General features: G+C 47.9%; 23 protein-coding genes and 1 riboswitch. Of the genes, 21 read left to right on the plus strand and 2 right to left on the minus strand.

The window, feature by feature from the left end; genetic code table 11:
- The first annotated feature begins 157 nt into the window (after positions 1 to 157).
- The 3 genes from GCU39_RS30310 (at position 158) to GCU39_RS30320 (ending at position 2,730) form a co-directional block, all read left to right on the plus strand.
- Positions 158 to 1,417 (plus strand): MFS transporter, encoded by a 1,260-nt coding sequence (locus GCU39_RS30310; protein ID WP_152396875.1) that lies wholly within the window; start codon positions 158 to 160, stop codon positions 1,415 to 1,417.
- Between the two features lie 324 nt (positions 1,418 to 1,741).
- Positions 1,742 to 2,032, plus strand: coding sequence for a hypothetical protein (locus GCU39_RS30315; RefSeq protein WP_152396876.1), 291 nt, complete (start codon positions 1,742 to 1,744; stop codon positions 2,030 to 2,032).
- A gap of 392 nt (positions 2,033 to 2,424) precedes the next feature.
- The gene (locus GCU39_RS30320) at positions 2,425 to 2,730 is read left to right on the plus strand and encodes a hypothetical protein (protein WP_152396877.1); all 306 of its coding nucleotides are present in this window, start codon (positions 2,425 to 2,427) and stop codon (positions 2,728 to 2,730) included.
- Positions 2,731 to 2,860: 130 nt separating this feature from the next.
- Here the strand turns inward: GCU39_RS30320 and GCU39_RS30325 are convergent, their stop codons facing one another.
- Positions 2,861 to 3,820 (minus strand): zinc dependent phospholipase C family protein, encoded by a 960-nt coding sequence (locus GCU39_RS30325; RefSeq protein ID WP_152396878.1) that lies wholly within the window; start codon positions 3,818 to 3,820, stop codon positions 2,861 to 2,863.
- A gap of 295 nt (positions 3,821 to 4,115) precedes the next feature.
- Between GCU39_RS30325 and GCU39_RS30330 the strand changes: the two genes are divergently transcribed.
- Positions 4,116 to 4,571, plus strand: coding sequence for a chemotaxis protein CheX (locus tag GCU39_RS30330; RefSeq protein ID WP_152396879.1), 456 nt, complete (start codon positions 4,116 to 4,118; stop codon positions 4,569 to 4,571).
- A 194-nt stretch (positions 4,572 to 4,765) separates the two neighbouring features.
- Positions 4,766 to 5,545: an SDR family NAD(P)-dependent oxidoreductase gene (locus GCU39_RS30335; protein ID WP_152396880.1), complete on the plus strand. Its 780-nt coding sequence runs from the start codon at positions 4,766 to 4,768 to the stop codon at positions 5,543 to 5,545.
- Positions 5,546 to 5,563: 18 nt separating this feature from the next.
- Here the strand turns inward: GCU39_RS30335 and GCU39_RS30340 are convergent, their stop codons facing one another.
- On the minus strand, positions 5,564 to 5,827 hold the full coding sequence (locus GCU39_RS30340; RefSeq protein WP_152396881.1) for a YusU family protein: 264 nt from the start codon (positions 5,825 to 5,827) through the stop codon (positions 5,564 to 5,566).
- A 92-nt stretch (positions 5,828 to 5,919) separates the two neighbouring features.
- Here GCU39_RS30340 and GCU39_RS30345 point away from each other — a divergent pair, with 92 nt between their 5' ends.
- The 16 genes from GCU39_RS30345 (at position 5,920) to GCU39_RS30420 (ending at position 20,999) form a co-directional block, all read left to right on the plus strand.
- Positions 5,920 to 7,239 carry a DEAD/DEAH box helicase gene (locus GCU39_RS30345; protein WP_152396882.1) on the plus strand — a complete coding sequence of 440 codons (1,320 nt, stop codon included), beginning with the start codon at positions 5,920 to 5,922 and terminating at the stop codon, positions 7,237 to 7,239.
- A 109-nt stretch (positions 7,240 to 7,348) separates the two neighbouring features.
- Positions 7,349 to 8,185 (plus strand): BglG family transcription antiterminator, encoded by an 837-nt coding sequence (locus GCU39_RS30350; protein ID WP_265333422.1) that lies wholly within the window; start codon positions 7,349 to 7,351, stop codon positions 8,183 to 8,185.
- Positions 8,186 to 8,502: 317 nt separating this feature from the next.
- Entirely contained in the window at positions 8,503 to 8,985 is a 483-nt protein-coding gene (locus GCU39_RS30355) for a PTS sugar transporter subunit IIA (protein WP_152396884.1), read from the plus strand.
- A gap of 43 nt (positions 8,986 to 9,028) precedes the next feature.
- Positions 9,029 to 10,486, plus strand: a complete 1,458-nt coding sequence (gene nagE / locus GCU39_RS30360; RefSeq protein ID WP_152396885.1) for an N-acetylglucosamine-specific PTS transporter subunit IIBC — start codon at positions 9,029 to 9,031, stop codon at positions 10,484 to 10,486.
- 146 nt (positions 10,487 to 10,632) lie between these two features.
- Positions 10,633 to 10,896, plus strand: coding sequence for an HPr family phosphocarrier protein (locus GCU39_RS30365; RefSeq protein ID WP_152396886.1), 264 nt, complete (start codon positions 10,633 to 10,635; stop codon positions 10,894 to 10,896).
- Between the two features lie 15 nt (positions 10,897 to 10,911).
- The gene (ptsP, locus tag GCU39_RS30370) at positions 10,912 to 12,654 is read left to right on the plus strand and encodes a phosphoenolpyruvate--protein phosphotransferase (protein ID WP_193727015.1); all 1,743 of its coding nucleotides are present in this window, start codon (positions 10,912 to 10,914) and stop codon (positions 12,652 to 12,654) included.
- Between the two features lie 170 nt (positions 12,655 to 12,824).
- Positions 12,825 to 13,535, plus strand: coding sequence for a response regulator transcription factor (locus GCU39_RS30375; protein ID WP_152396888.1), 711 nt, complete (start codon positions 12,825 to 12,827; stop codon positions 13,533 to 13,535).
- Position 13,536: 1 nt separating this feature from the next.
- Entirely contained in the window at positions 13,537 to 14,472 is a 936-nt protein-coding gene (locus GCU39_RS30380) for a sensor histidine kinase (protein ID WP_152396889.1), read from the plus strand.
- Between the two features lie 153 nt (positions 14,473 to 14,625).
- Positions 14,626 to 15,549 carry an ABC transporter ATP-binding protein gene (locus tag GCU39_RS30385; protein ID WP_152397502.1) on the plus strand — a complete coding sequence of 308 codons (924 nt, stop codon included), beginning with the start codon at positions 14,626 to 14,628 and terminating at the stop codon, positions 15,547 to 15,549.
- Complete coding sequence (locus GCU39_RS30390) at positions 15,542 to 16,234, plus strand: ABC transporter permease (RefSeq protein ID WP_152396890.1); 693 nt, start codon at positions 15,542 to 15,544, stop codon at positions 16,232 to 16,234. Before GCU39_RS30385 ends, GCU39_RS30390 begins: the two co-directional genes overlap by 8 nt.
- A 27-nt stretch (positions 16,235 to 16,261) precedes the next feature.
- Positions 16,262 to 16,885 (plus strand): YkoP family protein, encoded by a 624-nt coding sequence (locus tag GCU39_RS30395; protein WP_152396891.1) that lies wholly within the window; start codon positions 16,262 to 16,264, stop codon positions 16,883 to 16,885.
- Between the two features lie 32 nt (positions 16,886 to 16,917).
- Positions 16,918 to 17,703 (plus strand): polysaccharide deacetylase family protein, encoded by a 786-nt coding sequence (locus GCU39_RS30400; RefSeq protein WP_152396892.1) that lies wholly within the window; start codon positions 16,918 to 16,920, stop codon positions 17,701 to 17,703.
- 127 nt (positions 17,704 to 17,830) lie between these two features.
- Positions 17,831 to 18,376: an RNA polymerase sigma factor gene (locus GCU39_RS30405; RefSeq protein WP_152396893.1), complete on the plus strand. Its 546-nt coding sequence runs from the start codon at positions 17,831 to 17,833 to the stop codon at positions 18,374 to 18,376.
- The gene (locus GCU39_RS30410) at positions 18,373 to 18,810 is read left to right on the plus strand and encodes a hypothetical protein (protein ID WP_152396894.1); all 438 of its coding nucleotides are present in this window, start codon (positions 18,373 to 18,375) and stop codon (positions 18,808 to 18,810) included. Before GCU39_RS30405 ends, GCU39_RS30410 begins: the two co-directional genes overlap by 4 nt.
- A 34-nt stretch (positions 18,811 to 18,844) precedes the next feature.
- Positions 18,845 to 20,005, plus strand: a complete 1,161-nt coding sequence (locus GCU39_RS30415; RefSeq protein ID WP_152396895.1) for a hypothetical protein — start codon at positions 18,845 to 18,847, stop codon at positions 20,003 to 20,005.
- Between the two features lie 71 nt (positions 20,006 to 20,076).
- A riboswitch (TPP riboswitch) is annotated at positions 20,077 to 20,191 on the plus strand.
- 220 nt (positions 20,192 to 20,411) lie between these two features.
- Positions 20,412 to 20,999 (plus strand): ECF transporter S component, encoded by a 588-nt coding sequence (locus GCU39_RS30420; protein ID WP_193726688.1) that lies wholly within the window; start codon positions 20,412 to 20,414, stop codon positions 20,997 to 20,999.
- Positions 21,000 to 21,019: the final 20 nt, after the last annotated feature.

The following is a 21,019-nucleotide window of genomic DNA, read 5'->3' on the forward strand; positions in this document are numbered from 1 at the left end:
ATCTAATAAAAGGTTTATCTCACATTATAGGTGAACTTTCAGCAATGATCAATATTTGGCGTGTCAACAAGGAGGAAAGTGAGGTATATTTGTCGAAAAAAAGTAGGTTTATGTTCCATGGCAGTGGAGGTACACATTTCAAAAGGAGGGTTCTTATTTGAATCGAAAAATGGTGCGCAGTTGGATGATGTATGATTGGGCGAATTCCGCATTTGCGACGACCATGATGGCCGCGGTGCTGCCGATCTATTATTTGACGGTCGCGGCTAGCAATCTGCCGGAACATCTTGCAACAAGCTATTGGGGCTTCACGCAGACGATTGCCATGATCATTGTAGCTGTCATCTCACCAATTCTTGGCGCGATTGCAGATTCCTCTCGCAGCAAGGCTAGGTTCCTGCGTGTATTCGCCTACATGGGCGTATTGGCATGTTTATTGATGGCTTTTACGGGAGAAGGGACGTATCTCTTCGTGTCGTTCTGCTATGTTCTCGGGGTGATCGGATTCTCTGGCGGGAATACGTTCTATGATTCGATCTTGACGGATGTCGCTCCGCTGGAACAGCGCGATGAAATTTCCGCAAAAGGCTATATGTTCGGATATATTGGAGGCGGCGTTCTGCTCGCCGTGAATATCGTCATGCTCGAGATGTGGGACAAAGTCGGCTTTCCCAATAAACTCGTGGCTACGCAAGCGGTGTTCGTAACGGTAGCACTCTGGTGGTTCCTATTCTCGCTGCCGATCTTCCGCCATGTAAAGGATCGAGGAGCGGAGCGGAAGCAGCCGGTCAGCTTCTACGCGAAGGAAGGGTTCCGCCGCGTATTTACGACGTTTCGTCACATTCGGCAGTACCCGGAGCTGCTCAAATATTTAGTTGCGTTCTGGTTCTTCAATGACGGGATCTCGACCATTATTAGCATGGCGACGATTTACGGCAAGACGATCGGCATCGGCACAAGTCATTTGATCATTGCGCTGTTGATCACGCAATTTGTAGGGATTCCGTTTACGTTCTTATTCGGAAAAATCGCCTCGAAGATTGGTTCGAAGCGCGCGTTATACACGTCCTTATGTATCTATGTGTTGGTTGTGTTCTTGGGGTATTTCATGACGAGTGCGATTCATTTCTACGCACTTGCCTTCGTCGTCGGGATGGTGCAAGGTGGAAGCCAGTCTATCGCGCGATCGATTTACAGTAAACTGGTACCCGCAGGTCGTACCTCGGAGTTCTTCGGTTTCCTGAGCCTCTCTGACAAAGTATCCGCATCACTCGGGCCTGCGCTGTTCGGGCTTGTTACCTTGCTGACAGGCTCTGCGCGGCTCGCGATCTTGTCCCTGCTCGTATTCTTCCTCGTCGGCATCATTATGCTGACGCGGGTGAATCTGGCGAAGGGGATTAACGAAGCCAAGGCGTAAGATGAAGGGCTGCCTCCGATCGGAGGCAGCCCTTGGCTTGTCGCAGCAGCGCACCATCATGCGGCTGCATGGAGGGCGCATCGAGGTCGCGAGCCGTTTGTGCGAGGGCACCGAGTAGTATTGAGCTCGGATTGGGTGCTTCGCACTAAAATAACTGCAAAAAAGCAGTTAATGAGCTCGGATTGGGTGCTTCGCACTAAAATAACTGCAAAAAAGCAGTTAATGAGCTCGAATTGGCAGCGTCGTGCCAAAATAACTGCAAAAAAGCAGTTAATGAGCTCGGATTGGGTGCTTCGCACTAAAATATCTGCAAAAAAGCAGTAATTGAGCTCGGATCAGCTGCGTAGCGCCAAAATAACTGCAAAAAAGCAGTTATTGAGCCCGGATCGGCAACGTAGCGCCAAAATAACAGCAAAAAAGCAGATAATGAGCTCGGAACGGCAGCGTAGCACGAAAATAACTGCAAAAAAGCAGTTAATGAGCTCGGATCAGGCTGCGTCGCACCAAAATAACTGCAAAAAAGCAGTTAATGATCTCGAATCGGCAGCGTCGCGCGAAAATAACTGCAAAAAAGCAGTTAATGAGCTCGGATTGATCTGCATAGCGCCAAAATAACTGCAAAAAAGCAGTTATTGAGCTCAAATTGGCAGCGTAGCGCCAAAATAACAGCAAAAAAGCAGTTAATGAGCTCGGATTGATCTGCAAAGCGCCAAAATAACTGCAAAAAAGCAGTAATTGAGCTCAATCGGCAGCGTAGCGCCAAAATAACTGCAAAAAAGCAGTAATTGAGCTCGGATCGGCAGCGTAGCGCCAAAATAACTGCAAAAAAGCAGTTATTGAACTAAGAATCGGCAGCGTCGCACGAAAATAACTGCAAAAAAGCAGTTAATGAGCTCGGATCAGGTTGCGTAGCGCCAAAATAACTGCAAAAAAGCAGTTATTGGCTCGGATCAGGCTGCGTCGCGCCAAACTAACTGCAAAAAAGCAGTTAATGAGCTCGGATCAGGTTGCTTAGCGCCAAAATAACTGCAAAAAAGCAGTTATTGTGCCTGAATTGGTTGCGTCGCGCCAAAATAACTGCAAAAAAGCAGTTATTGTGCTCGGATCAGCTGCTTCGCGCCAAAATAACTGCAAAAAAGCAGTTATTGAGCTCGAATTGGCAGCGTCGCGCGAAAATAACTGCAAAAAAGCAGTTAATGAGCTCGGATCGGCAGCGTCGCGCTGAAATAACTGCAAAAAAGCAGTTAATGAGCTCGAATTGGCAGCGTCGCGCCAAAATAACTGCAAAAAAGCAGTTAATGAGCTCGGATTAGCTGCTTCGCATTAAAATAACTGCAAAAAAGCAGTTAATGAGCTAGAATTGAGCTGCATCCCACTCAACGCCCCCGCCACCTTCGCCTCCGCGAGGGTGGTTACACGCGCTCACGCATTCGCCCCACCCCATCAGATGATGGGGTCTGCCACAATAATCTGCAAGCCGCTGTCGCACGGCTCGCCATGTTCATAAGAGCGGTTGGCCACGACGTCGGCCAATCGCTCTCGCGTTTGCGCCGCAGCTGCGCTCGCGGCGCCACCTTCGCGCACAGCCGCCCAGTAGGCGGCGGCAGCGCCAACCACAGCCGCCGCGTCTTCGCGTGCGGCGGCCCACATGTCCCAGACGCTCGTCGTATACGAGGCGTCACGGCCTGTGGGGTCGCGCCATGGCTTGCGCGACTCGTTCAAGATATCAAGCGGCTTGCTTGGCCGCTTGAAGACGAAGGGCTCAATCTGACCGAAGGTCAGCAGTCGTTTGAGCCCGGTTGGGTCATGGAAGAGCCGCTGCGCCGCTGTCATATGGCGATTGGCTTCTTCCCAGGCGTCGCGGCGAACGCGCATCGCGAGCTCGGGATAATAACGCTGCGTCACTTGTTCGAACAAGTCGACGATGCCGTCCGGGAACTTCCCTCCCGTCTCGAATTCCTTCCAGACGGGTGTCCGCCATGTCTCAAGTCCCAGCTTCTGCTGTACTATTACAGTATCCATCCAAATCTCGAACCGCTGGTGGTCCCATTTTTTGAACCCCGAACGATAGAAGACGTACGGGTGCATGTTCCGATCAAGTACGTGATGCAGGACGAAACCGAGCACGTAGATCACGGCAGGGTCTTGCAGCTCGCGATGAGCGACACCATCGATCAAGTCCATCAGGACGGGGCCGCAATGCTCGTTATGCATCGCGGAGCCGACATCATTCATCGTCTTATCCTTCTGCCACGGTAGGAAATGATGATAGAACAGGAAATCTGGACCCTGGCAGCCCATCCGGAACATCCGTAAATCCTCCGGTCGTGTGATCATCGCCGTCAGGTCGGCAGCTTGCAATACTTCTTCCCCAAAAATAAAATGAGTCCAAATGTTAGGCACGTTATCGCACATCCTTCTGAACAAATGTTACGCGATGAAACTTTCTTCCTAAGTATAAAATTATTGTACCGAATACCGATATAATCGTATAGAACTAGTTGAAATTGTGCGTATATCGGCCCAATTGACTAGGATACAAAGGAGGAATCGTTCGGAAATACCAAAATTAGTCTATTTTTGAGGTGATTTTTTAATACGCATGAAGTATAATGAATTCAAATTCGTAATCGTAGAATTATAATGAATAATGTCGAATGTAACAAATATATGTCGAACTATAGAGGAGAATCTATTCATGAAAGCGGAATATATTAATCCGTTTTTGGATGCAGCTCGGAATGTAATTGAACAATTGATACAGATTCGCCCCACGACTGGTCAGCTTCAGATTAAAGAGGTCCAATTTATCGATCAATATATATGGATTGAAATCGGGATGACAGGACAGATGAATGGGAATATCGTCTTTGGTCTACATGAGTCTGTAGCCCTGAAGATCGTCTCCGCAATGATGGGTGGCTTCGTCTTGACAGAATTGGATGAGATGGGACATAGTGCGATCTCTGAATTAGGGAACATGATTAGCGGTAATGCAAGTACGATCCTATTTAATCAAGGCGTGAAGGTTGATATTACCCCGCCGAAAGTGGTACAATCAGCTGCAGGACAGTTCAATGCCAAGCAAGCTTTAACGGTTCCGCTCATGATGGAAGGAATCGGGCATTTAGATATTCAGGTACTTGTCGGATAATACGAACAGCAGCTTACAATGGCTTCGTGCATACATAAGGAATTCGAATCGATATAGCTCCGCTTACGGGGCTATTCTTTTTTCGTAAAGACAGTTCGGGGGCCCCCGCGAAGTACTTGAATGGCTTCGAAGTCAAATCTTCACTTTGTAGGGATTTTGTATACCTCAATGCGGCATAGAAGGAGAGGGTGACGGTGTATTCATTCCAAGATAAAGTGGTGCTCATTACGGGTGCTTCGAGCGGCATCGGCGCATTAACGGCTCAGAAGCTAGCGGATCTCGGGGCCATTCCGGTGATAACGGCACGTTCAACAGAGCGACTCATGGCTGTGCAATCGGACATATTAGGACAATGCCATGTGATCTCGATGGATGTAACGAATGAGCAGCAGGTGAATGAGGCGGTAGCATCGATCATGGAGAAGTACGGACGCATTGATATTCTGATTAATAATGCGGGATACGGGGTGTTCCAATCTTTCCTGGATACGGATACGTCGGAGTTCGATGCGATGATGGATGTCAATTATATGGGGATCGTACGCTGCACCAAAGCTGTTCTGCCTCATATGCTGGCCGCCGGACAAGGTCATATTGTGAACATCGCCTCCCTGGCAGGCAAGATTGGTACGGCCAAATCCAGCGCTTATAATGCAACAAAGCATGCGGTGCTTGGGCTAACTAATGCGCTGCGTCAGGAAATGGTTGGCACCAATATCGGCGTGACCGCTATTAACCCGGGACCGATTGATACGCCTTTTTTTGAGAAGGCAGACCCGAGCGGCGCCTATGTCAATAATGTTAAAATGTTCTTGTTAAAACCGGAGCAAGTGGTGAACACAATAATAACAGCGATCGTGAAGCGTAAAGCAGAAGTGAATTTACCCTTCGCCGCAGCTATCGGTATTAAGTTGTATCAGTTGTTCCCTAGGCTCGCGGATAAACTGGCTTACCGGTTAATCAATAAGAAATAATACGTAGAAGCAGAAGCCTTAAGGCTCCTGCTTTGGTTTCGCGTTTGCACGGTGCGCCTCATTGCGCTGCTTGACTTCTTCGAAGAGTGCGCGAACGGCTGCTTTGGCCTCTGGATGGTTCGCTGTCCAGTGTTGTGTAAGGTTCGGCATCGTCTTATGCATATGATTGTAGAGGGCCCAAATTTTAATCTTCTCCACCTGCTCTGGTGAGTCATCACCCACAAGGAGTTCTGCATATTTCTCAAGCAGGCCATCGAATTGTTCCATAAAGGCTTGATCCATCGATTGAATCCCCTTTCCAATAAATGTTCATCACTGCATCTCAGTGTACCATACAAATGCCCAATGGGTCTAAAGAAAGGAAATGCTAGACCATGACAACTTCATTTACAGATTTACATATTGACGCGGAGCTCGTCGAGCGATTACGTGCAGAACGAATCGAGACGCCTTCGTCTATTCAGGAAGCCGCCATACCTGTCGTTCTTACGGGGAAGGATTTGATTGCCCAATCCCAGACAGGCACAGGGAAGACACTTGCTTATTTGCTGCCGATGCTGCAGCGGATTAATCCATCACTCAAGCAGGTACAAGCGCTCGTGCTGGCGCCAACACAAGAGCTGGCGATGCAAATTTTCCGCGAAGCCGAGATGTACGGGGAGCCGCTGGGCATCACCGTTCAATCACTTATAGGTGGCGCAGCGAGCAAGAGACAGATTGAGAAATTAAGACTGCATCCACAATTGATCGTTGGAACGCCTGGACGCGTGCTTGAGCTGATCGGGCTCCGCAAGCTGAAAATGCATGAAGTGCGTACGATTACTGTCGATGAAGTAGACCAGATGTTCAAGCTTGGGGCTGCGGGTGATACCGAAGCCATATTCAAGTCTGCTCTTCGCGATCGACAATTGCTGTTCTTCTCAGCTACGATGCCCGAAGAAGTGCGCAATATTGCCGATGCATGGATGAACGAACCCGTAGAGATCGGGATTCAACCGGAGCAGAAGACGTCGTCGACGTTATCCCATGTGTATTTTGAGACAGAAGAGCGGAATAAAATTGATACGCTTCGCCGGATTATTCGGTCCTATAAACCGAAATCTGCCATTGTATTCGTGAACGATATCGAATCGATTGCGGAATGGGTGGCGAAGCTTCAATTTGTTGGTTTGTCCGTTGAGCCGTTATACGGGGAAGCGAACAAGCAAGAACGTATGAATGTGCTGCGTCGATTCCGCGAAGGACGTATTCAGCTGCTGCTCGCAACGGATGTAGCGGCACGAGGGCTGGATATTAAAGAGCTGCCGATGGTTATTAACTTTGACCTGCCGATTAGCAGTGAGCACTATGTTCATCGTGCGGGCCGCACCGGGCGGATGGGCCGCAAGGGTCTGGCTGTTTCCATCGTTACACCGAGAGAGAAGTTTATTATCGATAAATTTATGCGTCAATTGGATATTGTGATTGAGCCACAAGCCATGTATCAAGGGAAAGTATTTAATCCTGAATCTGCGCGTTCTGCTGACGAATCGAATCGCCAAAATCAGGGAGCGAGAGCGAAGTCGCCTGTGAAAAAGGCTGGGCCGAAATCGCCTGCTAAGCCGCAACCGTCTAAACCCAAACGCGATCGGGACCGCGATCGTAAAAATGCAGGAGCGCCGAAATGGCTTAAGGCAAAATCGGATTCGAAATAATATTTCATTGACGAGGTAGTAGGAGCGCACTACAATGAGGACTAATAAACGATGATCGAAAAAGGGTGAAGGAAAAATGAGCGAATCAGCCGCATACCTTATTCAACGGGTGATTAGTAACAATGCCATATTGGTATCCATAGAGAAATCCGATAATGAGCTCGTCCTCATGGGCAAAGGGCTTGGATTTGGTGCAAAAGCCGGCATGTCAGTGCTTCCTTCAGACCCTCGCATCGAGAAGAAATTTAATCTCGCCGGTTCGGATTCACGCAATCAATTCAAAGCGTTGACAGAACAAGTCGATCCTAAAGTACTAGATGTGTCACAGGAAATCATCTCCATGATCGGCGATGAATTCGACACAGCCTTGAATGAACAGATCTTCATCGCGCTGCCAAGTCATATTCAATTTGCGCTGTATCGACTTGAGAATCAAATTGATATTGCCAATCCATTCATCTACGAGATTCAAGCGCTCCACTCGCGGGAATTTGCCTTGGCGAAGAAAGCAGCGGGCTTGATTGAGAAGAAATTCAATATCGACATTCCGGAGACGGAAGTTGGATTTCTAGCCATGCATATTCAGTCGGCGGTATGTCATATATCAGTCGGGAATATCGTCAAATGGACTCATTTGATTCAAGAAGCTGTTGCCATGATTGAAGCGGATCGTGGATTTAAGGTACCGCGGGATAGTCTCGATTACATAAGACTGATTACCCATCTGCGCTTTGCGATTGAACGGTTAACCGAAGGGCAGAAGTCACCTAATCCATTTGTTACACAACTTCGGGATACGTTGAAGGAAGAGTATGCCTTAGGCAAGAAAATTGCAGTCATGATGGAAACAAATCTAGGTGTAACGGTATCAGAGGATGAGATTGGATATTTAGTGATGCATTTGTATCGATTATTTCAGCATTATGGGAATCCGATTCAACAGTAATTCACACGGTTTATGTCGATTTGTGACAGTTTGTCACGAAATGTTAGATTTTGGACAGGATATTGTCGTTGACGTATATACTAAGCTGTCCTATAATACAGACTATAAACAAGAAGTAAGCGGAATCATCTGAATTCTTTGCATCTTACTTCCCAAGTCCATAATATTGTGTTATTTAGCGTGCGACTAGTGATAGGCATGAGCTAAGTGAGACGAGAGTGTTGTAATACCCTCTTTCTCCTTAACTCATGCTTTTTTTTGTGCTCTTTTTGGGGCATGCTACACATGGACCTAAATTATCTTAAGAGGTGGATTTTATGTTTTTCAAAAAGAAAAAAACAGTTGTATCTTTGGTAGCTCCTTTAACAGGAACATCGGTGTCACTAAGTGAAGTGCCGGATCCGGCATTTGCAGAAGCGCTTCTCGGTGACGGCGTTGCTATAAAACCAACAAATGGTGTTCTCGTTGCGCCATGTGACGGTATTGTTGCGCATTTGATCGATACGCATCATGCTTGCATCATCGGACATGATTCGGGTGTTGAAGTGCTCATGCACATTGGCGTTAATACGGTTCAATTGAAAGGCGAAGGATTTAAGCCATTAATTAAGACAGGAGATGCTGTGAAGCAAGGACAGCCTTTGATCGAGTTCGATATGGCATTCATTGAATCCAAAGGGTATCCCGTGATCACGCCTGTCATTATGGCAAATGGGGAAGTGGTTGAGCAATTAACTAAGCACACGGGGGAAGTTACAGCAGGCAATAACACAGTTCTCGATGTAGAAGTAAAGAAGTAACCCAAGCACTGCCTTAAAACTAATTTTCAGGAGGTTAGGTTTCATGCTTGCATTCTTGCAAAGAATTGGTAAGTCCTTAATGCTTCCGGTGGCTACGCTTCCAGCCGCAGCGATTCTGCTCCGATTTGGTAATGTCGATTACATTAAAGATTTCCATATGGGAGATTCGGTTGGTGGATTCATTAACCAATACATTGCTCCCTTCCTCGCGGCCGGCGGCTCAGCGATTTTCGATAACTTGCCGCTCATCTTCGCGATCGGGGTCGCGATCGGATTCGCAGGCGACGCGGTAGCTGCGCTCGCTGCGGTGATTTCGCACCTTGTACTTACGAATGTCCTCACTAAAATGCCAGGCGCATTTGAGTTTATCGGTAAAGACACCAAGCTTGATATGGGGGTTATTGGAGGGATTATCGCCGGGGGTATCGCCGCGTTCTTCTATAATAAATACCATAATATCAAATTACCGGATTGGTTAGGATTCTTCAGCGGTAAGCGGTTCGTACCAATTATTACATCACTTACGATGGTTATCGTGGGTATTGCATTTGGTCTGATCTGGGGACCTGTACAGCTTGCTCTTGATGATTTTGGTCGTTGGATCGTTAGCCTTGGAGCAACAGGCGCGGGCGTGTATGGGGTTGCGAACCGTTTGCTCGTACCGTTCGGATTACACCATATTATCAACTCCATCGTATGGTTCCAGATCGGTGACTTTACGAATGCCGCAGGTGAAGTTGTTCGTGGTGACTTGCACCGCTTCTTCGCAGGGGACAAAACAGCAGGGATGTTCATGACAGGCTTCTTCCCAATCATGATGTTCGCGCTTCCGGGTGCTGCCCTAGCGTTCATTCACACAGCAAAACCGGAGAAAAGAAAACTCGTTGCTTCCACATTCGTAGGTCTTGCTTTTGCTTCGTTCTTGACAGGGATTACGGAGCCGATTGAGTTCGCATTTATGTTCATTGCGCCAGTTCTATATGTTGTACACGCCATCTTATCCGGTGTAGCCGGTGTCGTCATGTACATGCTTGACGTGAAGCTTGGATTCGGTTTCTCAGCCGGATTGATCGACTACTTGGTTAACTACCAGTTGTCCACGAATCCATTGCTCTTGATTCCAGTCGGTATTGTATTCTTCGTGGTCTACTACTTCTTGTTCCGCATCTTGATCGTGAAATTGAACTTGAAGACACCTGGTCGTGAAGATGACGATGGAACAGAAGAAGCAGGAGATGCGGATGCACCAGCAGGCGGCAAGACTCCACTTTCTGACAAGGCTGTAAAAGTGCTTAGCAATCTTGGCGGTAAAGAGAACATTGTCAGCACGGATGCATGTATCACGCGTCTACGTCTTGTCGTAAAAGATGACAAACAAGTGAACGATGCTGAACTGAAGAAATTAGGAGCAGCAGGAGTTATGCGTCTTGGCGGCGGTGCCGTTCAGGTTGTATTCGGGACTCAGTCCGAAATGTTGAAAGATGAAATCAATAAATTGTAGAATAGTGAAAAAGCCACAATAGAGAAACCATACAATAGGATAAATCATGGGTGATTCCGTTAGCTTCCGGGCTAGCTGATCACCCTTGGTTGTTATAAGAAAGAGAAAACATCATGTGGACTTAAACATAAAAGGAGTGGAACAATATGCAACAACAAACATTCACAATCAAAAATCCTACAGGTGTTCACGCGAGACCCGCTGGCGCGATTTTGAAGAAAGCAAGCCAATTTGCTTGTAAAGTGGAAATCGAGAAAGCGGACGGAACACGCGTAAGCGCAAAAGGGATGGTAGGACTCCTCAAATTGGGTCTTAAACAAAACGATCAAGTAACCGTAATTACCGATGGAGACGGCGAAGTTGAAGCATTGCAAGCTGTCGGTGAAGTGCTCGAGACTGTTTTTGAATAAGCCTGAAAAGGGGAAATCGCAATGAATTTAAAAGGTATTGCTGCGGCACCTGGTTACGCGATTGGACCTGCATTCGTCATGAAAGACACGCATGTCAAAGTCGAGCGTAAGACATTATCGGCAGCAGAAGCAAAGGCAGAAGTTGTACGTTTCTCAGAAATTGTTAAACAAGCGATCGAACAAGTCAAAGAAATTCAAGAGCAAGCACGTATCAAGATGGGTGATGAGCAAGCCGAAATTTTCGAATCGCATATTCTTGTCCTGCATGATGATGAATTTGTAGGTCGTACCAAAGAAGTGATCGAAGAAAAATCGATGAATGCGGAAGCGGCTCTTGATGAAGTAACAGAAGAGCTCGTAACCTTCTTTGAAAGTATGGACAATGAATATATGAATGAACGTGCAGCGGATTTCCGTGATCTTAGCAAACGTCTGCATAATCTGTTAACGGGTGTGAAACAGACTTCGTTATCGGATTTCGAGAAGCCTGTTGTTCTCATTACGGATGACCTCACGCCTTCCGATTCGGCGCAATTGGATCGTGACCGCGTTGCAGGTTTCGCAACGAATATCGGTGGGAGAACATCACATTCCGCGATTATGGCGAGATCAATGGAGATCCCTGCGGTGGTTGGCTTGAAGGATGTTACGGAACGTCTTCAAGACGGTGATATGGTCATTCTTGACGGTACAACTGGTGAAATGATCGTGAAGCCGTCTGCGGAGCAAATCGCGGAGTACGAAGCAAAGAAAGTTAGCTTCGAGAAGCGTAAATCCGAATTTAAGAAGTATCTGAACGCATCTTCGGTAACGGCTGACGGCCATCAAGTTGAGGTCGTTGCGAACATCGGAAATCCAGGGGATGCACACAATGCACATAAGAACGGCGCAGAAGGCATCGGCTTGTTCCGTACAGAGTTCTTGTACATGGGACGAACGAACTTCCCAACAGAAGAAGAGCAGTTCGCAGCTTACAAGGAGGTCGCTGAGACATTCGGCAAGGACCATCCGATTGTCATTCGTACGCTCGATATCGGTGGCGATAAAGAGCTGGATTACCTGGAGTTGCCGAAGGAAATGAACCCCTTCCTCGGTTACCGTGCGATTCGTTTATGTCTTGATGAGCAAGAGATGTTCAAGACGCAGCTTCGCGCCATTCTTCGTGCGAGTGCTTTCGGTAACGTGAAGATTATGTACCCAATGATCGCGACGATTGTTGAACTTCGGGCAGCAAATGCGATTCTGGCTGAAGTGAAGGCAGAGCTTGATGCAGCGGGCATCGCTTATCATAAAGAACTTGAAGTAGGCATCATGATTGAAATTCCTGCTGCCGTGCTCGTATCGGATCAACTCGCGAAGGAAGCGGATTTCTTCAGTATCGGAACGAACGACCTCGTACAATATACGATGGCGGCTGACCGGATGAACGAGAAAGTATCGCATTTGACACAGCCGATGAATCCTTCGGTGCTTCGTCTTATTCGTATGGTGATCGAGAATGCACACCGTGAAGGGAAATGGGTCGGCATGTGCGGCGAGATGGCTGGAAACCCGATAGCGGTTCCGCTCTTGCTCGGACTTGGACTGGATGAGTTCTCGATGAGTGCAAGCTCCGTATTGCCTGCACGTGTATTGATGAGCAAGATTTCCTTGGCGGATGCGAAGGAAGTCGCTGCGAAAGCGCTAGATATGCAGACAGCAGAAGAGATTGAACGCTACGTACAAGAATCCTTCCCGCAAATTGCGGAAGTACTATAAAAGATCACGATCTATTAAAAGGACATGTTGCATGCAACATGTCCTTTTTTTATGCTCTTGGATATCCACGCACAGGTACCCGGTTTCGATCCAAAATCCCACTTGGCAGGGTTATTTTGTTATACTAATGAAATGAAAAGTAACAGTAAGAGTGGAGAGGATCGTTCGTCATGAATCATTCGATATTCATTATGGAAGATGATCAAGCCATTGTGGAAATGGTGGAAAGTTATTTAACTAAAGAAGGGTACGCGGTGACCGTCGCTTCGGATGGAGAAGAGGGACTACGAAAGTTCGAGCAGGCGGAAGGGAAATTCGATCTGGTACTCGTCGATCTGATGATGCCGAAGGTGGATGGGATGGAAGTAATCCGTCGCATTCGGGCTTACAGCCATGTACCAATCTTGATTATGTCCGCGAAGGACGGCGACATCGATAAGGCGTTAGGCCTGGGGTTCGGTGCTGATGACTACATCGCGAAACCTTTCTCGATGATCGAATTGTCTGCGAGACTAAAGGCGATCATTCGGCGTGCGACGCAGTATGCGCCTATCGAGATGAAGGCTGCGCCGGAGCAGCATATGCTAAGAATGGGCGATTTGCGAATTGATCTGGATAATTTCGCTGTCTTCAAGCATGAGGAGCCTGTTAAACTGACATCCAAAGAATTCGAGATTCTGAGACTGTTCGCAGCGCATCCGAATCGTGTCTATACGAAGGCCCAGATCTATAGCCAAGTATGGAATGACGACTATTACGGAGACGAGAATGTCATTAATGTTCATATGAGCAGGCTGCGGGACAAGATAGAAGATAATCCGTCAGAGCCGCGATATATTAAGACGCTGTGGGGCATTGGCTACAAGTGGGAAGGCGGTTAATATGACGATAATCTTATCTATGATTATCGTGATTCTCGTAGGGATGATTATCGTTCAGGCCCTCAATCGCCGCAGCCATCGGATGCAACTGCGACACTTGCGATCGGAGGTCGAGCGAATTTCTTCTCTGGCTACTCATGAGAAGCTATTGCTTATGACGGATGACCGGGAGCTCCAATCGCTGCTGATGGAAATCAACCGGCTCTTAGGGGCGCAGCACCAGATGTACTCGGATTATGCCAAAATGGAAATGTCGATGAAGAAGATGGTATCGAATATTTCACATGATCTGAAGACGCCATTAACAGTCGTGCTAGGTTACATCGAGATGCTGCATCTTGATCCGGCGATGCATGCAGATGAGCGCGAGCGGGTGCTGGGCAAAGTATATGCCAAGACTCAAGAGACGTTAGCGCTCATCCATGACTTTTTCGACTTGGCCAAACTGGAATCCGGGGATCGCGATATACCGATGACTCGAATTCTCATGAATGAACGTTGCAGCACGACGATACTGGATTATTACGACATCCTTACGGAGAAGGGGTACCTCGTCCATATTGAGATTCCGGAGCATCCGATTTATGGCTTCGGCAATGATGAGGCGCTGCACCGCGTATTGAACAATCTGATCTCGAACAGCATTCAATACGGCAGTCATGGCAAGCAGCTCGGCCTGACGCTCCGAGAAGATGAATCTTCTGTCTATGTGGATATATGGGATCGAGGGAAAGGCATTGATGCGATGCATATTGATCATGTCTTTGAACGTATGTACACGCTGGAGGATTCACGGAATAAATCGTATCAGGGCAGTGGACTGGGGCTTACGATTACGAAGCGGCTGGTTGAGAGTATGGGCGGATCCATTCATCTTCGCAGCAACCCATATGAGCTTACGGTGTTTACCGTACAATTGAAAAAAGTGCAGTACTAACTCATGGAATGGTGATCGCTCACATTTCATGAGTTTTTTCTTGAGAAGCGGGTGTACGGAATTTGCTTAAGAAATTCGTAAGATTGAAGTAAGAAAAAAGAAAATGACGTCTAGTAAGATAGAGATATGAGAGAGCGAGAGGGGAAAGAGAGTATGGAGCATATTGTACGAACGAATCGATTGACCAAAACTTTTCAAGGGCAAGAAGTCGTCTCGAATGTCAGCATGAATATTAAGCAAGGCGAAATCTACGGGTTTCTCGGTCCCAATGGTGCAGGGAAGACTACGGTAATGAAGATGATCACGAATCTCGTGAAGCCGACGAGCGGCGAGATCGAGATTTTCGGAGAGAAGTTAACGCCGGATTCTTATCGCCTTTTGGGGCGGATGGGGACCATCATTGAATATCCAGTGTTCTATGATAAGCTGACAGCCCGCGAGAATCTGGAGCTGCATTGCGAATATATGGGTTACTACAATAAGAAAGCGATTGATGAAGCGCTAGAGCTCGTGAATTTAATCGATACGGGCAAGAAGAAAGTGAAGACCTTCTCGCTTGGGATGAAACAGCGTCTCGGTATTGCTCGCGCTATTACGACAAAGCCAGAGCTGCTTATTTTCGATGAGCCGATTAATGGATTGGACCCGCTTGGAATCAAAGAGTTAAGAGATGTGTTCCGCATGCTGTGCAAGGAATATGGAACGACGCTATTGATCTCCAGCCACATTCTAGGCGAGATCGAACAAATTGCGGATACGATTGGCGTCATTCAAGGCGGACGATTGCTGCGGGAGATTACGATGGCCGAAATACGCGGCGAGACGACGAATTATATTGAGATCATGACGAACGATTGCAGCAAAGCAGCCTACGTCTTAACGGACAAACTTCAATTGAACAATATTCGGGTGATTGATAATCAGTTCATACGCATCTATGACCAGCATATCGCACAAAGCGAAATTACCAAAACATTGATCATGAATGATGTGGTTATTGATTCGATTCATAAGCAAAGCAGCTCGTTAGAGGATTATTTCTTGCAAGTGTTGAACGGAGGCGGAGTACGTGCTTAATTTGATGAAGTTAGAGTTAAGAAAATTTAAAATCATGGGATATATTCGCGGTGCTGCGATCGCTAATGTGATCATCTTTGGGTTCATGATGCTGATGAGCTATACGCCAGAGATAGATGGTACGACCCTTTTTGGAGATTATAATATGATATTTTCCATGATCGATGTATTTGCGAGGGGGACGTTTATTATTTTTGCCTCCGTCTTGCTGGGGCGATTCGTCATCGACGAATTCAATAGTAAGACCATTACCGTCTTGTTTATGTACCCGATCAAACGTCACAAAATCATTGCTGCCAAACTTCTGGTCGTTATTATTTTTACCTTCCTATGCATCGTAGCTTCAATGGTATTTTTGAGTACATTGTACTTTATCGTCAACTCGTTTACGCATTTCGTATCGGATGAACTGACGATGACGCTCGTGTTGCAGCAGGCTGTTAAATTAGGCTTTAATGCGCTAGCAGCAAGCTTTATGGCACTGATTCCTCTTTACTTCGGCATGCGTAAATATTCTCTGCCGACGACCATTGTATCTTCTGTCATCATCGTATTGTTGACCTGCTCGAACAATGGCGGGTTTAACTTGAATGACATTATTATCGTACCGATTTTGCTAGGCGCCATCGGTGCAGCGATTGGATATGCGGCGATTCGCAAAATCGATCAAATTGATATCAACTAACTAGGGAAAGGGAGGAATGGAATAACGATGGAGACGTCAAATGGGAAGGTTGTCGCGCAGTCGATGTGGATGGTCTGGGAGAGTATATTTGATATTGTCACCCGGTTTCGGAGTGAGTCGATCTGGCGGTTCGGCATATGCAAACTCGTCATTCGCAGGCACTACGGCAAACGGATCGTGTGCCATGACGGCAGCCAGATTGCGGCGGGGGATTGGATCGGAGAGCTTCATTTAGATAATCAACAGGTGATTGAACTGACACGTGCCGTTGGCGCAGACCGAGCGGGGATCATGACAGCACGCATGCTGCGCCGCGGCATGAAGCAGATCAGCCAGGCGATGAGAACCGCGCCGGAACTGACCAAGGTGCAGGCCATCACCGGGATCACACTGCTCCATCGTGGGATTATTCATGGATTGGGATTTGAGCAGCATCCGATCGCGTCCAAATGGGCCAAGGGATTCTCGAAGGTCTACCTTCGGTACCTGCTCCGGATCTTGCATCCTGAAGGGAAACAGCGGGTGAAGCAAGCGGGGGAGAAGCTGGAGCCCAGGATGCTCGTCATCTCGAGGCAGGCTTTACTCGAGCGATTCACAAAGAAAGATAAGGATAAAGATAAGGACAAGGAACCGCGAATGATTTACATGTAAGTGTCATTCGCGGCAGGAGGAGAGAGCACATCATGTTCGTGACGGCTTTGCAATTTGTCATTCTATTTATACTACTCTATATGCTGGTTCCGTTCGTCATTACCCGCATATGCGGACTTGTCGTTGTGCGCCGAGGAAAAGCGACGAACCAAGTGGCGATTACCTTTGATGACGGGCCGAACCCGACTTATACGCCTATTCTGCTGGATATGCTGCGCACGCATGAGGTTAAAGCGACCTTCTTCGTACTCGGCAGCGAGGCCGAGAAATATCCGGACATCATTCGCCGTATGCATCGGGAAGGACATCAAATCGGCATCCACAATTATACGCATACCCCGAATTGGGCCATGACGCCGGGTGAAGTACTGCGGGAGCAGGTGGAAATGTCGGCTGACATCGTTGAGCGGATTACGGGCGAACGCCCTACGTGCTATCGACCGCCATGGGGGATACTGAATTTAGGGGATCTCTTCAACTTCCGTAAGCGAAGCGGCTATCGCATCGTGTTGTGGTCGGTCATGGTCGGCGATTGGAAGCGATCCACGACAGCAGAAAGGTTGAGAAACAAGCTGATGCGACGGATCACACCAGGCGCTATCGTGGTGTTGCATGATTCAGGCGAGACATTTGGTGCTGATGCGGATGCGCCGCTGCAGATGATTGCAGGTCTGGATGCCGTGCTGAAGGAGGTTCTGCAGCAGGGGTATGCCTGCGTCAGAGTAGATGAGATGGTGGATCCATACTGGCGTACAAGGTATCAGGTCAAGCCTAGGGCGACGATGATGAAGAAGTCTTATAAATCTACCATACATTAACAGAGACATATGACAATGTCTCTGTTTTTTTATTGAAAAAAGTAAGATAGAATGTGCAGGGGGTATCGAATTGAGGTGCGTCTATATAAACAGGAGGGGGGAGAGTCACATCGAAGATGAAGAACTCGTGGCGCGAATTCGGCGCGGCGAATCAGCTGCATTCCGTCAGTTGATCGACCGATTTCACGGACATATATTCCAAGTCGCGTATTCGGTTGTCCGTGATCGCACGGATGCAGAAGATATCGCGCAGAATGTATTCATTCAGATCCACCGGTCTCTCCCCCAGTATGAGTCCAAAGGATTGAAGACATGGATATCCCGAATTGCGCTTAATAAAGCAATTGATTATAAACGGAAGCTAAACCGAAGGCGTGAAGAGGTTGTGGAAGATGTAGAGGTGGCGGAAGGAAATCGTCCGTTCGTCGCCAGCAGCATCGAGAACGACGTGCTTACGGAAGTGATTCATCGCGATCGTCAGGCACGCATCCGTGCGCAGCTCGATCTCATTCCCGAGCTTCACCGTCAAATGATTGAATCGTACTATTTGGAGGAGAAGTCATACGACCAAATTGCGACGGAATGCAACATCTCGTTAAAGACGGTAGAATCCCGATTGTATCGCGCGAGACAATGGCTTAGGACCCACTGGAAGGAGGAGGATTGGCGATGAAGAAGTACAGCTTAGAAGATTGGGTGGCATACATGCGAGGAACGCTGGATGAACAGGTACAGCTTGACATGGAAGAGCTGCTGCTACACTCTGAAGAGGCGATGGCGGAGTACATGCTTGCCCTTGACGCGGTTGAAGGGGAGCTTCCCGAACCTGAGGACCATGATGTGTTCGCCGATCGCATGATGCAGCAATTGTACGGTAAGTCGGCTCGGTCATCTGGGCGGGCAAGCGAGAAACTGAGACATCGACATTGGTACGAGCATCCGATGTTCCACTATACGATTGCGGCGTCCATCACCTTCGTCCTGCTGATTAGTGGCGTATTCAACAATATGTCGGGTGGGCCCCATGCCTTGCTCGATCAACCAAGCGGTTCCATGACGGAATCCATTATTCAGAAAGCTTTTAGTTGGCTAGATGCCTTGAAATGATACGACAAAAACCGTGCAAAGGAGTGGATAGGTCTTGCAACCTTATCGAAGCAAAGGCGTCGCGTTTTTCGCGAGCTTCATCCCAGGATTGGGACATTATTATGTAGGCAAAAAGGTTAGAGCGGTCTTGTATGCGATGTGTTTCTTCGGCGCGCTCGGTCTTGGCGTGTTGGGATCTATAGCGACGAGCGATGACGCACCGTTCGCCATGGGCGTCGTTGCAGCATTCATCGTCGGCTGCATCAACATGCTGGATATGATCATCTATCTGATCCGTACACCGTATATCCCGAATACGTACGGTGAACAGTTCCTGCAAGAGGCAGGACTTGGCCCATATGGTCCATATGGTCCTTACGGACATGTGCCGCCGACCCCAAGGCAGGATTCGGAGCGATTCTTCACGATTCTCTTATCCTTCGTTCCCGGGCTGGGTCATTTCTATCTCGGACTGATGCACCGCGGGTTGTCCTTCCTGATTGCCTTCTTCGGCTTAGGGACCATGCTCGTCTTCGTGGCAGCTGTGACGAACCAAGGCGGGTTTGCTGTTTTCTTAGGATTATTGCCGATTATATGGCTGTATTGCATGTTCGATGCGGTGCAGGCTGCCCATCGGAAGCAGCAAGGAGATTTGTTATTGGATCGTACACTATTCGATGATTTCGATTCGTTCCGGGAAGACGGCAGACGCAGCAAGATGCTAGCGATGGTCTTATCGCTCCTGCCGGGAGCCGGGCATATGTATCTTGGATTACAGCGGCGCGGGTTACAACTGATGGTTGGGTTTCTCGGCTCCATTTATATTCTTGATTTCATGCGACTGTCGTTGTTCTTCTTCTTCATCCCGCTGATCTGGTGCTTCAGCTTCTTTGATACGCTGCAGCAGCTCAGCCGCTATAGCCGCGGCGATTTGTTAAGCGATACGCCTGTAGTCAGATGGCTTCCATCGCATAATCGATGGCTTGGATTCGGGTTAATTCTGATCGGAGCCTACTATATGTTTGATCAGATCGCGCTTCCGATGCTCGAGAACTACTTCCCGAATAGAATCATTCGTTATCAAGTACAGCAATATTTCCAGACGCTCGTTATTGCACTCTTGTTCATTGGAGGCGGCGTGAAGCTGTTGTTCGGCAGCCGACGTCAGCGAAGCATCGAAGAGGTGCTGGAGGAAGATTTCGATCCGAGACCTTGATCGGTTAAAGAGAAATACTTGAAACATTTGGCAGGGTATTGTATTGTGTAACTATTGCAATAAATGAACCGAATATGAGATACGGGGGCTTGAGGAGTCAGGCTGAGATTGTAGTCGTTCACCACCGCTACTGACCGTTAATCTGATCTGGATAATGCCAGCGGAGAGAATCTAATCGATGTATATGGAGCTTCATTCCTTTGAATAGATTGAATGACATGTTTCGATGTAACGAAACGTATCATTCTATGGAGTGACCTGTCTTTGCTTACGAAGTGAACGTAAGTGGAACGCATGCTCATATATCGAACCAACAACGATCAAGACTGATCTCACCGTCTGCGCATGCCGCCAGGCGGTTTTTTTGTTGCGCTAGATATCATTTCGGTTGGAGGAGTTGATAGGTATGCAAGGCAATTTGAGATTGAAGTTTTCAGACATTCTCATCACGATTTTACTCGCATTGGTGTTCGGGGTGATCTATAAGCTGTGGGGGAGCGTCTATGATGTATTCAAGCCGTTCTTCTTCCAGGCGGATGAGCTGGTATACGGTATGTGGTTCATCGCAGCGACCGTCGCGTTCCTGCTGATTCGTAAACCCGGCGTGGCGTTGCTCGCTGAGCTCGCTGCGGCCCATGTATCCTTATTATTCGGGGCAGAGTGGGGGATTCAGCTGTTCTTGTATGGTCTTGTACAGGGACTATGTGCGGAGATTATTTTCGCGTTATTCCGTTACCGCAGTTACCGTGCTGGTACAGCCGCACTTGCGGGTGTCGCCGTAGCGATTGGCTCCATGGTCGTCGACTATGCGTATGGATACATTGCAGATTATGAGCCATGGATGTTCTTCGTGAAGTATGGCCTGCGCTGCGTGAGCGGCATCGTCATTACCGGATTATTCGCGTATTACTTGGTCAAGGCGCTTGAAGCGACTGGGGTGACGAACCTCGTTAGACCGGTATCGAAATCCGAATATGACGCGTTGAACAAATAGCATATGTTGTGAAAAAAGGA

This window comes from Paenibacillus guangzhouensis (genome assembly GCF_009363075.1).
GTDB lineage: Bacteria > Bacillota > Bacilli > Paenibacillales > Paenibacillaceae > Paenibacillus_K > Paenibacillus_K guangzhouensis.